Genomic DNA, 15,209 nt, shown 5'->3' with positions numbered 1-15,209 from the left:
GCTTCCTGCGAGTACCGCAATAACCGCCCACGGTGATTATACAGATGCTTGGGTACGAGATAATGTTTACAGTATTTTGGGAGTTTGGGGTTTAGCCCTGGCATACCGCAAGATTGACGAAGATAAGGGACGCACCTATGAACTAGAGCATAGTGTCACCAAGCTGATGCGGGGGCTACTATTTGCGATGTTGCGTCAATCCCATAAAGTGGAACAATTTAAACATACTCAGTCCCCCTTGGATGGGTTACACGCTAAATACAACACCGCTACCGCCGATATTGTGGTTGGTGATGACGAATGGGGACATTTACAACTTGATGCCACATCTATATTTTTACTGATGCTGGCACAAATGACCGCTTCGGGTTTGCAAATTATTTATACAATTGATGAAGTAAATTTTGTCCAAAACTTAGTTTACTACATTGGCCGGGCTTACCGCACACCAGATTACGGCATTTGGGAACGAGGTAATAAAATTAATCATGGTAGTGCGGAGTTAAATGCTAGTTCAGTCGGTATGGCTAAAGCCGCCTTAGAAGCTATCAATGGATTAGATTTGTTTGGTGTGCGTGGTAGTCAAGCTTCAGTAATTCATGTTTTACCAGATGAAATCGCCCGCGCCCGGATAACTTTGGAATCTCTATTACCGAGAGAATCGGCTTCTAAAGAAATTGATGCGGCACTGTTGAGTATTATTAGTTATCCAGCTTTTGCTATTGAAGATATCCCACTGCGCGATTCTCCTTCTCTACGGGACGCTTCACGAACAAAGACGCTACGCGATCGCACATTTAATGATATTGTGACTAAACTCCAAGGCAAATACGGCTGTAAACGCTTCTTACGTGATGGACACCAAACGGTTTTAGAAGATGGCAAACGCTTACATTACGAACCTGGGGAACTGAAGCAATTCGAGCATATTGAATGTGAATGGCCTTTATTTTTCACTTATTTATTTTTAGATGGGTTATTTCGTGGTGACAGCCAGCAAGCTAAAGATTACCAAGAACGTTTACAGTCATTACTAATTGAACGTGATGGCATAGGTTTATTACCAGAACTTTATTATGTCCCAGCCGAAAACATCGAAGCTGAAAGATTAAAGCCTCAAACTCAAACTCGCTTACCGAATGAAAATATCCCTTTAGTATGGGCGCAAAGTTTATATTTTCTCGGTCAGCTATTAAATGAAGAATTAATCGCAGTTGGGGATATTGACCCTTTAGGAAGACATTTGTCTGGGGGAAGAAAACGCGAGGCTTTAGTACAAATTGCCTTGATATCTGAGGATGAAGATTTACAAAAAAAACTAGCAGTTTATGGAATCGAAACCCAAACACCCAAGCAAGTAGAACCAATTCAAGTCAGAAAAGCTGGCGAACTTTCTGCTATTTATACTCAAATTGGACGTAACAACAAACTGGGTTTAACTGGTCGTCCAGTGCGGCGGTTGCGGAGTTTGACCACATCTCGATTTTTTCGGATTCACAATGAGACAATTGTATTTTTACCTTCGTTTTTAGATTCCCAACAGTTTTATTTAACCCTTGATTACCACTTTCTAATCGACCAAATTAGAAGTGAATTGGCTTACATTCAAGATTATTGGCTTGATTTGGGTCGTCCTACCCTAACTTTAATGTTGACCCATACTATGTTAGAAATCGGTTCTGAGGCGTTATTAGAACTGATGCAAGAACTTAAAGATGGTGTGTGTAATGGTGTCAAGGTAAAATTGGGGCGACTAAATCAACTCATGCTGACAGCTAGGATGCAAAGGATTGATTTTCTCCCAGATGGGGACTTCTCCCAAGCACCGATGCAAAATGCTGGGCTTCGTTGCTATTACTTGGCTAATCATCCTGGGGAAAACTGGCGTTTAGGACATACCCAAGAATTTCAGATGGAATGCGAAACTAACTTGGGATTGTTGCTTTCTGCTTTGCGTTCATCGGAAAATATCTATGAACAAATTGAATTATTACAAACTTTAATTCGTTTGCAAGGGTTAACTTTTGATACGGGTTTTGGTGGTCCACAGCGTCCCGTCACAGCAGCTGATTTATTGGATGAAGTCTACATCAAAGCCGGGGATTTAGGCATTTGGGCAGTGGTACGTCGGGCGGCTGGATTAAGACAAATGGTTGATATCAGCTTGTCAGATACAGTCACGAGTATTTTAGTCAGGGGTAAGCAAATTGCTGTTGGTAGAGCTTACAGTCAATCATCACTGATTTCTGTACCTATGCCCCACAGGGAAATTACTGAGAAAATTAATAATTTTTGTCGTGAAGATATCCGCGATCGCGTCCTCACTCAAGAGATTATCATTTATCTTGGGGTCTTAATGCGATCAGAACCTGAACTGTTTCAAGGGTTGCTAACTTTGAGAGTTGGTTATCTCATCTTGTTAATTACTAGTGAATTAGCCCAAGAATTAGGTGTAACTCAAGATGAAGCCTATGAACGCTTGATGGAACTGTCACCCTTTGAAGTGAAAATGCGCTTGCATCAAGTATTAACAGGTTATACAGGTATTAGTAAATTATTACGCCAACAAGAATCACTGCACGTTAAGCAAAAAGAAACTGATATTGCTTGGGTAGTGCTACCAACTGAAAAAGAAGAAAACACCATTCCCCCTGGTGGTTGGCGGAAGTTTCGCCAAGCCGAAGGTGCGCTAAACCGTGTACCACAAGACTTCTTTCAGCAGGTTTGGCTATTAATGAAACATTGTAAGGGGATTGTAATTGGCGATAAACTAGAGCGCCGCAATCGTCTAGATAGTGAATTGATTTTATCCGAAATGACCCCTGGCGAAAAGAACTTTGCCTTGAGAATCGAACATTTATTGAATAAAATTGAAGCTCCAGAATACCGCAAAGTCAACATAGAAGCCTTAATGGAACTAGCAACTATTGTCGCCAATAATCCCAGCCTACAAATAGAAGAATATATAGTATTAGACGTATTAATTGGCCATGCAGTCAGATTAGCATGGTTAGAACAGCATCCTGAAAGAAGCGATCGCTACGACGAAGATAAAGCCTCAGCCTGGAATTCCTTCTATAACACCTCACCTCAAGATTGTGTGAATTATATATTAAAAGCCTTTAGATTCTTAACAGAATTTGTCACAGATGTTTAAACGCAGAGTCACGCCAAGGTAAACGCAAAGTAACGCAGAGCCAGATTCTTCTTTGCGAACCTCTGCGCGAACCTCCGCGAACCTTTGCGTTTAAACTCTTACTCAACAGAAACCGCTTCCACATCAACAGTTTCAGAACTAGGTTCCTCAGAACCCTGTCCAGCCTTCCAAGCAGCGAGGGCTAATCCAGACAGCTCTGAAAATAACACAGACAAAAGTAAAACGTCATCAATTTGACCGAGAATGGGGATAAAATCAGGAGCAATATCTATAGGGCTGAGAATATAAACCAGCGTTGCTAAAACTACCCACCAACGGTACATGGGATTACGAAGCAAATTGCGATACCAGGCGTACAGTAATTGGATTGAAAATTTCATGTTCTGACTCTCCAGTTATAATTAATTTTGACAAATTATTTTAAAATTTCCCGGTAGAAATAACCGCCCTAGTAACGCAAGGCGGAACTCAAAAAGCTTTTACGTTGGGCTTTTGAAAGGGTATCCATATTTTCTTGTGGGATGGGTGTCCCACCAGTCTCCTAAAATCCAATGGCTTTGTCGAAGCGGAGAATTTCCAAACTGCGATCGCCATAAACGCCCTCTATTTGCTGACGACAGCAGTCAATGGCAAAATCGTCAAGTTCTTCTGGCTCAACTCCATACATATCCTGAAATATTTCTGGTTCTACACGGCAGAACCGGGGGCGATTGGCGTAAATACTGCATTCTCGGTTGTTATGGTCGAAATTCACACACCATCCGCCTTCGCCCACCATACTCAGGTATAATTCCAGTTCTGCTGGTGCAAGATACTCTTCTAAATCTGGACGTTCTGAGGGGTCAAGATTACAACAAGCCCCACATTGTTTAACACATTGCCAGTTTGCCATTTTATTGATTTTCCTATAATTTTGTTAAGTAAATTAAATGTAACAGCCCACAGCCAGATATGATTAATGGCGAGTTTTGCAACTGAAGTTACTGTATTTTGAGAAATTAAGAGGACAAGGGAAAAATGTTTGACGCTATAAGCAATCTCAATTGGGAAGTTATCTTCCAACTAGTTTCCGTTGGACTAATCATCATTGCTGGCCCAGTAGTAATATTTGTACTGGCGTTTCGCAACGGCAATATGTAAACGGCAGAGTGCTGAGTACTGAGTACATGGAAAACTCATAACTCAGGACTCAGTGCCGATAATGCCTGAAGAGCAGCTTGGATAATGTTGTCATACTGTGGTTGAGATATATCAATCTCTTTGGAATCTTGACGATTTTTGCCTAATAGACCCTTTGTATGTCCTGGTTGCATGACTAAAACTTTGCCTTCAGGATTTTTGATTCTTAATTCTGATAAAATATCATTTTTATAGATACCACAAGTATAATATCGCTGCTGGTACTGAAAGTGAGCTTTTAAGGGACTAGCAGAGGACTGGTTAAACAGATGAGATAGTGTTAGCTGTGGGGAATTAATAGCTGGCTCGCTAAAATGCTCATTTGGAATTCTGACACCGAGTAATTCTAACTCAATGGTAGTATTGCCATTAAAGTGATTCTCTCGCAGCTTGTAAGCGATATCGACTCGCGGCGGTAAGGGGAAATAGTCGCCCCAACGCCAGGCGATCGCTTTTATTTTATACTGTTGATCATGAATAGTTTGGCTCAGTGTCAATTTAATGTGACCTTTACCCACGATTTTTTGCTCAATGACTTGCACCCCAGATGTCCAAAATAAGGGATCAGGATTTTCCATACCACAGGGATGCAGAGCATTAATTTGTTGGTAAAGCTGCTGATGAAGTTGATGTAGATCAGCTTGAGCATCAATTTTGAGTAGTGGTTTTAGGTGTTGTAATTCTAGACACTGATTAGCAAACTCAGATAACCGCGATCGCAATATCTCCAAATTCTCGGTTGGGAAAGAAAAACCCCCTGCGGCTTTGTGTCCACCAAACTTACCCAGCAAATCGTGACAATATTGTAAAGCATCAAATACATTAAATTCAGGAATCCCACGAGCCGAACCGCGAATGTGTCCTTCATCTTCATAAGTACCAATAAACACAGGCACACCGTAACGTTCCACCAAACGAGAGGCGACAATCCCAATGACACCGTGATGCCAATCAGGTTGTACAACCACTAATACCCGGTCTTTGGGGAGATCAGATACAAACTTGGCTTCTACATAAGCGATCGCTTCCTGTTCAATTTCCTCGCACATTTGCTGACGGCTAATGTTCGTTAACTCACATTGAGTAGCCCGTTCTAATGCGATCGCCATATCATCAGTAGTTAACAATTCAATCACAGTTTGAGGATCACCAATGCGACCAATAGCATTAATGCGTGGCCCCAAGCGAAAGCCAATATCTTCAGGCTTTAAAGACTTGGCAGACGAGACTGAGGGACTCTTTCCCCCTGCTCCCTGCTCCCTGCTCCCTGCTCCCTGCTCCCCGGCATCTTTCCTCCTGCTCCCTGCCTCTTCTCCCTCTTCCCGCACCTGCAAGCCAGCTACTTGAATTAACGCCTTAATTCCTGGTAAATTAGATTTAGGTAAATGCTTTAAACCACGTTTTACCCAGCGACGGTTTACCCCCGTTAAGGGAGCTAAGTCTGCAATTGTTCCTAATGTAAATAAAGCTAACATCGGCTGAACTAAGCCTTTAATCTCTCCTAACTGTTGCGCTAAAGATACCGCTAAAATGTAGGCGACACCCACACCCGCAACACTGCGATAGGGTGAAGATTCTGCAATTAGTTTCGGGTTGAGAATGGCGTTAGCTGGGGGTAATTTTGGGGGGATATCGTGGTGGTCTGTGACAATCACATTCAGACCAAGTTCTCTAGCTCTAGCAATGGGTTCATAAGCCGAAATCCCATTATCTACAGTGATAATCAGTTCTACACCTTCACTGTGAAATTCTTCGACAATGCGGTTATTAATTCCATAACCATCGTGCATTCGGCTGGGAATAGCATAATTTATTTGCGCCCCTAAACTGCGGAGACTACGCAACAATAAAGCCGTGCTAGTCATACCATCAGCATCATAGTCACCACAGATGGCAATTTTAGCTTGAGATGCGATCGCCTGTTGCAATAACTCCACACTCACCGCCAAATCAGGAAATTCTTCTAAGGGAGAAGGCAAAATTAAAGACTCTGGATTTAAAAATCCTTGTGCAGCTTCTGCCGTTGTCATGCCACGATTAATCAATAACTGACCAATAATAGGGGAAACATTGATAACGTTCGCCAGATTTTGGGCAAATTCTGGTTGCTGTGGGTAAATTTCCCAACGTTGGTTAGGTAAATGCTTGTCAGGTGTTGACGATTTTGGGAAAGCTTGATCTAACATCAATTATCAGTTGTGAGTGTTGCTCCAAAAAGTTATGACTTAACTTCCAAGAAACACATTTTATAACCCTGCGACGGTATTTAATACTTTTGACTTCCCCTTCTGGGGCGTTCACCTTAAAACACATCAACCCGACCATCATTCAGGATATACACAGAGCGATCGCCTGGGAAACTCTCATTAGGACGTAATTCCAGATGTAATGTGCCAAAGTTAGGTTTCGAGACATTCGCTTTTATGGATAAGCCTGTATCATCCCAAAAAATCAAAGAAATATTTGGTTGTGTTCCGTGTCCATGTTCCAATATTAATTCCTTTCCCGGTTGCAGAGAAATAATATCAGTAGCGGCAAGTTTTTGTAATTTAAGTAAACGGGGAGTACGATTAACAACTTGAACTCTAATGAATTGACCAGGCTTAAACTGTATAGGACGCAGGCCACAGTTAGAAGCACAGGTTCCAGCTAGGGTGACTTGTGAAGCATTAGTTGATGTTAATAGTAAAGCTGTAGTGATTAAAGTTGCTGGTATTAAGTTAGTCATTTAACTCATGTTTATAAGAATACACTAGCCTAGCACCGTACTGATAAGTTTGAGTAGTGGTAAATTTACTTTACTACGGTAGGGCATACCAAAAGTTAACGCTCTTAGAGAGAACCACCTCTGGGTGAGATACCGCAATTCGTCTAGTTGTAGGGGAGGGTTGACAAATATGTTGGTTAATCACGAATTATATCTCTCAATCCGCCTCTATTCGTTGAACTAAGTAGAGCAGCAGGAATAATTCAATGTTTGTAGTAAGGACTTTAGTCCTTATTTGAGGGCTGTAGCCCTCACTACGAAACAATCTCAATATTTTTACATTACTTAATGTACTTTGACTTATTCCCCCATTTCCTAATTCCAAGAAAAAATTTCCAAATGAACTGTTGCTTCATTCCCCAAAATCTTTTTCCCTCGTTCCGGTAAGGCAATATTAGCGATAAAACCATCTGCACTAGGATTAGGGGTTATGGGAATGTGCGGTTCTTCGCTTTCATAATTCCAGGTGTACTTCGCCTCATATACACCATCTAAAACAGTGACATCGACGATGAGATAGTCAGACCAAAGAGGTAATTGATCAATATGGCTACCAAATAACCAGTCTCGCTCTTTTTTGACAAAGGAATGTAAAGCTAATTTAATCGCATATCTGCACGTACTATCACCACTAACTGAGTAACTGGGAACCATGAAAGCTGTAAATAATGGGATGGGTGTTCCTCTGGTTAACTCTAGTGTAATGGGACAATAATGATCGATACTTTGTTCATGTATAGCAACAGGAAGACCACGCAAAGCAGACCGGACTTCCATTTGATAAAAAGTATCTTTGCGATCGCTTAATGCGACCTGATTCAGAGATAGTTTTACTTTAATATCACCAAATAAAAATCGTTGCAGATTTTGATAAGCTTCTTCCGAGTTGACCATTCCATAACGCCCACCATGAGTCCGATAAATATAGGCGCGATGCGATCCTTTAACATAGGCTTTTTCAATCTGAACTAGACCATCACTCTGAGGCCCGACAGTCTTCTGTGCAGCACCAAAAGCTACATCATAATCATGGGCATTTGTACCAATAATACAAAAAACTCGGTCTGTGGGAAAAGCATTATCAAGGCTTTGGGCATCAAAATTTTCAGGTAATAAAATTTTTTGCTGTGGTTTAGGCGTTAAATATTCATACATCCGTCGGGGGCCAAAGTCATCACTATTATTTAATTTGAGTGTGTCTCTAATTTTTTCCAGTACGCCACCACCGAGTTGAAAATGAATGCCGCCATGAGGTGTACCATAAGTAAATAACTTATCAACATGATCAATAGCTTTCTCGTTATTTTCGGGATAAATCTTTTGCATGAGACTGCGACAAACAAGACCCCCCATAGAGTGGGCAATTAAGTAAACTTTATTAGCACCCGTCTTAGATTTTACAGTGTTGATCAAGTCTCTTAAACGCTCGGCAATTTGCTCTATTGTCAATCTGATAGCTGTCTGAGAACCAAAACTTTCGGTGGTTTCATCATAAAATCTATAGATCCAAATAGATTTTGGGTTATTGCTCAACTGCTGATTATGATGATCAAAAACAGGACGATAACCGTGATCAGTTATTAGCCGTAACAGTGGACTCTCGAAAAAAAACTGCTCTGGATTTCCTTGCACACCCACCCGAATATGTGCCGAGCCATGATTAAATCCATAAAACGGATCTTCAACTGTTTCCTCAACGTTTCTATCTGAGCCAGCATATCCACGCACATAGATGATTGGTAAATATTTCATTTCTTTTAAAGTTAAATTTAGCTTTCAGCCGCAGTTGCAATTAAAAACTACCAGAAGATATATTTTTTGAGCAGAATTTGTTATGATTTGTATTATTTAGGTAAATATCCAGACCCCCGACTTCTCTAAGAAGTCGGGGATATATATCGTCAAGGTTTTAAGCACTATTCCAGCGTCGCCCCTTCCAAGCAAACTTCCACATCATCTGCAAGTAACTTCTCAGCTGCTTCCAACATAGATGCGGCGATATCCTTCAAATCTTCCCGATTATTCAAGTAGGTTTTAAGCGCTGACCTGGGGTCAATACTGCTGCTGGCCGTCAATTCGGGAATTCTGGGGCGAGCCAACTGGCTGACTAATTCTGCTTGAATGGTGTAAGTGTGCGCTGGAGTTAAGGCTGTATGGATAGAAGCGCTATCAATTATATCCATCTGTTCGGAACGGAGTTTATAAATTAATCGCACTACAGCATCTTCAATATTATGTTTAGCGATCGCTTTCATTAAAGCAGCTTGTGGATCTTCGGCTTGAGATATATCCACTTCTATAGTGCGGAAAGTCCGAACAGGTAAAGGGCAAAATTCCCAATGAACGCTGCCTCGCTCCAGTTCTATCATCACATAGCCTTTATCTTCTTTTTCCTCGCTAAAATCAACCCGTTCAATGCTTCCGGGATAAATCACCGGCGGGTTATTCGATTTATTTAAATTCTGGTGACGGTGGACGTGTCCTAATGCCACATAATCAAAACAAGGTCGCGTCAGCAAAGATAGAGGTAAAGTAAAACCCTTACCCACTGCTAAAAAACGCTCGGCTCCTAAAGTTGCATTATCAGCCATCAAGTGAGCCAAAAGCACCGTTGGTACATCAGGGTCAAGACGGCGAATTTCTCCTTCTAAAACCACTTTTAAACGTTCTGTTAATAATTCATTCACTTCAGCCAAAGACGACTTTTCGGTTTCCTGACGAGTCATCAAAGTCGAACGGGTCAGCCAAGGTAAAGTAATTACTTGCACTTTGCCATGACGAGTTTCAATACTGTGAGTGGTTACAGTGTCACCCACAACAAAACCCCTAACTCCCAAGGTGCGGTAAATATTTAAACTCGCTCCTCCCGTTCCTTGAGAATGTTGGTCATGGTTCCCAACTAACAGCACTGTGGGAATATCTGCATCCACAAGCCGGCGAAATTGACTAGCAAAGGCTTCTTGCACATAAGGCGGTGGTGTAGCATCTGGAAAGGCATCACCACCAAATATCACTAAATCCACCGTATCTTCTAACGCCCGGTCAATACATCGAGATAATGTCTTGACAAAATCCTCCAATCGTGTATTTAGACCTGTCACGGGATTCATGCGCCCGTGGGAGAAACCGCTTCCTATATGAATATCGGAGAGATGCAGGATTTTAATCATATTTCTCAGGTGTCAGTTGACCTTTGTCTAACATACTAATAGACATGGACGGAATTCAAACTTTGTCACAATTACCTGGAAATGACCTAGCATTTTTTTGCCAATATCTCAAAACGAAGTTGATATACATACTGGTCAACAGTAATTATACAAGGGTTACGGTCAAGTTTTAGCACTCTAGGAGATTGATAACGAATTTTTGAGCAAATACTCTGATTTTTACGAAGAAAATTAACGATATTTTAAGTTTTACACTAGTTTTATATCTATTTATGGGGTTCCTGATAAGTTAAGAGAATCATAAAAAATAACGGATTTTACAAAAAATGAATAATTCAAATCTGACTAATCAATTCGGCCAATCTATGATTATGGGTGGTTTAATCATGTTGACCAGCATTAGTGTTATCGTCATCATGAATATGTTCTAAGCTTCAGAACTGTAAACTTTAGCAAATAAAATTGATCAAGCCCTGCTCAATTCTGAGTGGGGTTTTTACATTTCTTAATACTAATGCTTTACAAAATAATATAATTAGGCGATCGCCAACAAATGTATTGTTGTTGAATTCAGTTTTACACTGGTGTTAATTTATAGTTGGGTTCGCAACGCAAAACCGATAAATCGCAAGTTGAATTTTTAATCGTCTAATAAACTCATCAATGCGTGAATTTCTGGGTCTTGTGACTCTGATAATTGATTCTGTAATTCTAATATTTGATTCTTTAATACTTCAGATGTGTAAACCATATTAGATGTTTGGGCGAGTTGCAATTGACTTTCTTTTATTCTAATTTTTCTGACTATTTCATCTACAGTATCAATTGAGTTGTAATCTTGAGAAATCATGAGAACCTCCGCACCAAAGAAACTCCTAGTTTTAGATATAGGGGTAAGGCGTGACTTTTTTGGCACTCTTACATCTACACAGTAAACATAGTATATATAATCTCGCGTAGTTGAAATTTAAAATATACATCATACACTTTATTGACTCAAATTTGTCAAATTTTATTTTACAGCGATCGCTAAGGAATTCCCGCCTGTGCAAAGATTTGTTGGGGTGTAATTTGTAACCCTTCTAATAGAGAATCTGCTAAACTATCTGTACCAGTTTTTGTTTGCGGTCGGGTATCAGAATAAAATATTGTCACGGTTTTCGCTCTGGCATCCACAACCCAAACTCTCATCACAATCAATTAATTCAAAAGTGATATCTCCTTCTGGTAGAGATAAGAATTCTTGGACTGTAAGTTGAGTCATAACATTAGCGTAGCTTACCGTAGGTTTGTCTCTATTTTGATAGAGTTTAAGGTAGCTATCAATGTAATGTATTGAGAAAATGCGCCTAATTTTATACAGCAAGCCGGGATGTCATTTGTGTGAGGGTTTACAGGAGAAGTTAGAACAAGTCCAAAATCTCAGTTTTGATTTGGAAGTTCGGGATATTACGACTCGTGAAGATTGGTTTTTGGCTTATCAGTATGAGGTGCCGGTAATTTGTTTATCTAACCACAGAGGCGCAGAGGACGCAGAGGGGGAGGGGATTGAAAAGCGTTTGCCACGTCCTTCTCCTCGTGCTAGTGTGCAGCAGTTGACGCAATTGTTGGCTAAGTATTTATCCAATTAGGAAAAAATAATGCAGAATAATCGCAAGAGATTTTTGTGGCGAGGTTCACTAAATGAAATTGCGGGAATTACTAGCGGCTGTCGATTCTGTTAATTATTCGGCTGTGGCGGATGCGGAAATCAAGGGTTTGAAGACGAATTCTCATGCTTGCGGTGTGGGTGATTTGTTTATTGGAATGCCTGGAACGCGGGTAGATGGGGGGGATTTTTGGCCAAGTGCGATCGCATTGGGTGCTGTGGCGGCGATTGTTTCACTGGAGGCTATACAGAAAAATCCCCCTACTGATTCATCTGTGGTTGTGAGTGCGGCGGATATGACTCAGGCCTGCGCCCAATTAGCAAGTGCTTTTTACGGTTATCCGGGGAAAAAACTCAAGCTGGTGGGTGTAACTGGGACTAATGGTAAAACTACCACTACTCATTTAATTGAATTTCTGCTGACTAAAGCCAATCTATCTACGGCTTTGATGGGAACTCTCTACACTCGTTGGCCTGGTTTTGAACAAACTGCCGTCCACACTACGCCCTTTGCTGTGGAATTACAACAGCAACTAGCTGAAGCTGTAAATGCTGGTTGTGAGTTTGGGGCGATGGAAGTTAGTTCTCATGCTTTGGCGCAAGGTCGAGTTTTGGGGTGTGAGTTTGAGGTGGGGGTGTTTAGTAATCTGACTCAAGACCATCTCGACTATCACAGAGATATGGAGGATTATTTTAATGCTAAAGCATTATTATTTAGTCCTAATTATCTCAAGGGACGGGCGATAATTAATGCTGATGATGCCTACGGTCAGCGCTTAATTGCCTCTTTAAGTTCCGAACGGGTTTGGAGTTACAGCGTTAATAATCACAGTGCTGATTTGTGGATGAGTGATTTAAGTTATGAACCGAATGGGGTGAATGGGATGTTACATACACCAAAGGGTGATGTGGCTTTTCGTTCTCCCCTGGTTGGGCAGTATAATTTAGAAAATCTCTTGGCGGCTGTGGGTGCGGTTTTACATTTGGGACTAGATTTGCAGTTGGTGGCGGCGGCTATACCTGAGTTTCCTGGGGTTCCTGGACGGATGGAACGGGTACAAATTAATCCTGAGCAAGAAATCAGTGTAATTGTGGATTATGCCCATACTCCTGACAGTTTAGAGAATTTGCTCAAAGCTGCACGGCCGTTTATTCCCGGAAAGATGATTTGTGTGTTTGGCTGTGGTGGCGATCGCGATCGCACTAAGCGCCCCAAAATGGGTAAAATTGCAGCTGAGTTAGCCGATATCGCGGTGGTGACATCAGACAATCCCCGGACTGAAGACCCAGAACGGATTTTACAAGATGTTTTGGCAGGAATTCCCGATACTGTTCAACCTACAGTGATCTGCGATCGCGCGATCGCTATCCAAACAGCAATTTTACAAGCACAACCCGGTGATGGGGTGTTATTGGCTGGTAAAGGTCACGAAGATTACCAAATTCTCGGCACTGAAAAAATTCATTTTGACGACCGAGAACACGCCAAAGACGCTTTACACGCAAGACTAAAAACCCAAAGTTAATCCTGTACTTCTTTAGCTGGTAGAAATACCACTCGTGTCTCTACTAGCTAAACTCAAGCCTTGGCAAACCTCTAGTAGTCTGTCAAATTTACGGATCAAGGAAAGAATCACAAAGGATACAAAGAGTGCAAAGAAGGAAAGAAAGCAGAAAAATTGAGAGATTTATTTACCCGTTACTTTTGAGTTGTTAAACCTCTGGTACACTACGCGAAAGCTGTTCCCGTGTTAGAGTAATCAATGCATCCTCAATAATGTTGTTAACTTTCATACAATGCCTCAAGTACGAAACGCGCAACTAAATTGCTGTTTCTGGTGGAGTTTTCCACATTCTTCTTATATTTATTTATTTTTGTCTGTTCCTGGTTGTGCTTGACTCATGAATGATTTTCAGCGTAAGGATTTGTCCGTTTATCGGCTGGCTTTGGAAGTGCAAACGCCTCCTGAACCATTGCCTCTCAATCCTGCTACACTGCTATCACTGGTGAGGTCACAAATAGACTTACTAATTTCACAACAGATCACGGCAACTTTTTGGGTTAAACTGCCACCGGGAAAAATTTGGCAATCAGAATTATTACGTTATCAATCTTTCATCGGTACATCTGGGACAATCTATAACTGCCAGATCAAAGAAAACGAACAAGTCGAAGATCCAAAAGAAATTACTTCCTCACCTCACCATATCTGCGTACAGTTATTACCAAACAAGCAATTGCGGCGCGAATATTTTTTGATGGTGTTGTCGCCGCAGTTTTGTAGTTTAATTGTGGCACATCGACCATTAAGAATCAGCAAAACCCAGCAAAACCCGCCAATGCTGGCTATGACTACTATTGATAGCAAAGTCATCCAACCAGTATTAGATGGCATCCAACAAGCGACTGTCCGAAAATCAGCCCTAAACGCATCTACTGATTTTATTTACCCCAGTGTATCCGAGCCAGCAATCATCAGTCAGCTGTTGTCCAGACAAATCCAGCGACAGAATGAAATTAATCGCCACATCTCGAATAAACGCATTGTGCAATTACAGCAGCAAAATCAAAAGTTACAGAATAAAGAGCAAAGACAGGATGAATACTTTAAAAATGTATGCCATGAATTACGTACACCCTTAACACAGATGAAAACAGCCCTGTCGTTGTTGAATTCGCCTAATATTAAACCTCTACAGCGACAACGTTATTTACAGATGCTCAAGACCCAGTGCGATCGCCAAAGTAATCTGATTACAGGTTTACTGGATTTAGTGGATCTGGAGTATAATTTGGAAAAGAAAGCTTTAGAATTGATTAACCTTGCGGATATTGTGCCTGGGGTAGTCAGCACTTACCAGCCCGTAGCCCAAGAAAAAGGCATTATCCTATCTTGTACAATATCCCCTGAATTACCAGATGTTTGGTGTGTAATTGGTGGAGTGAAACAGATAGTAATAATTTTGTTGCAGAATAGTATTAAATTTACCCCCAATGGTGGTCAAGTCTGTGTAAAAACGCGTATTCAAAGCAATTATGTGCAGTTAGAATTTCGTGATACAGGTATAGGTATTAGTGAAAATGAGATTTCCAATATCTTTGACTGCTTTTATCGAGTCCGTTCGGGAGTCACCGAAGATTTAGGTGGCGCTGGATTGGGGTTAACCATCGTCAAACGTTTGTTGTCGCGTTGTGGTGGTTCTATTTATGTTAAAAGTAGGCTAAACCAAGGGTCTACCTTTATAGTACAACTACCGAGGGCTTGCTGAAACTGAGTATAATCCCAA

At 41.1% G+C, this 15,209-nt stretch carries 12 protein-coding genes and 1 pseudogene; 5 read left to right on the top strand and 8 right to left on the bottom strand.

Annotated features, from left to right (window positions below; genetic code table 11):
- The coding region (locus VB654_RS01040) for a glycoside hydrolase family 15 protein (protein WP_323211430.1) at positions 1 to 3,157 on the top strand (3,157 nt) is incomplete at its 5' end.
- A 98-nt stretch (positions 3,158 to 3,255) separates the two neighbouring features.
- Here the strand turns inward: VB654_RS01040 and VB654_RS01035 are convergent.
- The gene (locus tag VB654_RS01035; RefSeq protein ID WP_323211429.1) at positions 3,256 to 3,537 is read right to left on the bottom strand and encodes a YkvA family protein; all 282 of its coding nucleotides are present in this window, start codon (positions 3,535 to 3,537) and stop codon (positions 3,256 to 3,258) included.
- A gap of 161 nt (positions 3,538 to 3,698) precedes the next feature.
- Positions 3,699 to 4,049: a YkgJ family cysteine cluster protein gene (locus tag VB654_RS01030; protein WP_323211428.1), complete on the bottom strand. Its 351-nt coding sequence runs from the start codon at positions 4,047 to 4,049 to the stop codon at positions 3,699 to 3,701.
- A gap of 125 nt (positions 4,050 to 4,174) precedes the next feature.
- Here VB654_RS01030 and psb30 point away from each other — a divergent pair, with 125 nt between their 5' ends.
- On the top strand, positions 4,175 to 4,297 hold the full coding sequence (psb30, locus tag VB654_RS01025; protein WP_323211426.1) for a photosystem II reaction center protein Ycf12/Psb30: 123 nt from the start codon (positions 4,175 to 4,177) through the stop codon (positions 4,295 to 4,297).
- A 35-nt stretch (positions 4,298 to 4,332) separates the two neighbouring features.
- Here the strand turns inward: psb30 and VB654_RS01020 are convergent, their stop codons facing one another.
- The 6 genes and pseudogenes from VB654_RS01020 to VB654_RS00995 form a co-directional block, all read right to left on the bottom strand.
- Complete coding sequence (locus tag VB654_RS01020) at positions 4,333 to 6,522, bottom strand: single-stranded-DNA-specific exonuclease RecJ (RefSeq protein WP_323211425.1); 2,190 nt, start codon at positions 6,520 to 6,522, stop codon at positions 4,333 to 4,335.
- 116 nt (positions 6,523 to 6,638) lie between these two features.
- Positions 6,639 to 7,064: a hypothetical protein gene (locus tag VB654_RS01015; protein WP_323211424.1), complete on the bottom strand. Its 426-nt coding sequence runs from the start codon at positions 7,062 to 7,064 to the stop codon at positions 6,639 to 6,641.
- Positions 7,065 to 7,418: 354 nt separating this feature from the next.
- Positions 7,419 to 8,855, bottom strand: a complete 1,437-nt coding sequence (locus VB654_RS01010) for an esterase/lipase family protein (protein ID WP_323211422.1) — start codon at positions 8,853 to 8,855, stop codon at positions 7,419 to 7,421.
- 164 nt (positions 8,856 to 9,019) lie between these two features.
- Positions 9,020 to 10,273 (bottom strand): exonuclease SbcCD subunit D, encoded by a 1,254-nt coding sequence (locus VB654_RS01005; RefSeq protein ID WP_323211420.1) that lies wholly within the window; start codon positions 10,271 to 10,273, stop codon positions 9,020 to 9,022.
- A 640-nt stretch (positions 10,274 to 10,913) separates the two neighbouring features.
- The gene (locus tag VB654_RS01000) at positions 10,914 to 11,123 is read right to left on the bottom strand and encodes a hypothetical protein (protein WP_323211418.1); all 210 of its coding nucleotides are present in this window, start codon (positions 11,121 to 11,123) and stop codon (positions 10,914 to 10,916) included.
- Between the two features lie 179 nt (positions 11,124 to 11,302).
- Positions 11,303 to 11,467: pseudogene (locus VB654_RS00995) on the bottom strand (Uma2 family endonuclease); the annotation flags it as partial.
- Positions 11,468 to 11,616: 149 nt separating this feature from the next.
- Here VB654_RS00995 and VB654_RS00990 point away from each other — a divergent pair.
- From VB654_RS00990 to VB654_RS00980, 3 genes are all read left to right on the top strand, one after another.
- The gene (locus VB654_RS00990; protein WP_323211416.1) at positions 11,617 to 11,904 is read left to right on the top strand and encodes a glutaredoxin family protein; all 288 of its coding nucleotides are present in this window, start codon (positions 11,617 to 11,619) and stop codon (positions 11,902 to 11,904) included.
- A gap of 52 nt (positions 11,905 to 11,956) precedes the next feature.
- On the top strand, positions 11,957 to 13,447 hold the full coding sequence (locus tag VB654_RS00985) for a UDP-N-acetylmuramoyl-L-alanyl-D-glutamate--2,6-diaminopimelate ligase (protein WP_323211415.1): 1,491 nt from the start codon (positions 11,957 to 11,959) through the stop codon (positions 13,445 to 13,447).
- 376 nt (positions 13,448 to 13,823) lie between these two features.
- Positions 13,824 to 15,191 carry a DICT sensory domain-containing protein gene (locus VB654_RS00980; protein WP_323211414.1) on the top strand — a complete coding sequence of 456 codons (1,368 nt, stop codon included), beginning with the start codon at positions 13,824 to 13,826 and terminating at the stop codon, positions 15,189 to 15,191.
- Positions 15,192 to 15,209: the final 18 nt, after the last annotated feature.

Source organism: Nodularia sp. UHCC 0506 (genome assembly GCF_034931045.1).
Classification (GTDB): domain Bacteria; phylum Cyanobacteriota; class Cyanobacteriia; order Cyanobacteriales; family Nostocaceae; genus Nodularia.
Note: the sequence above shows the minus strand (reverse complement) of the source record. Positions and strands in the feature narration are given on the sequence as shown.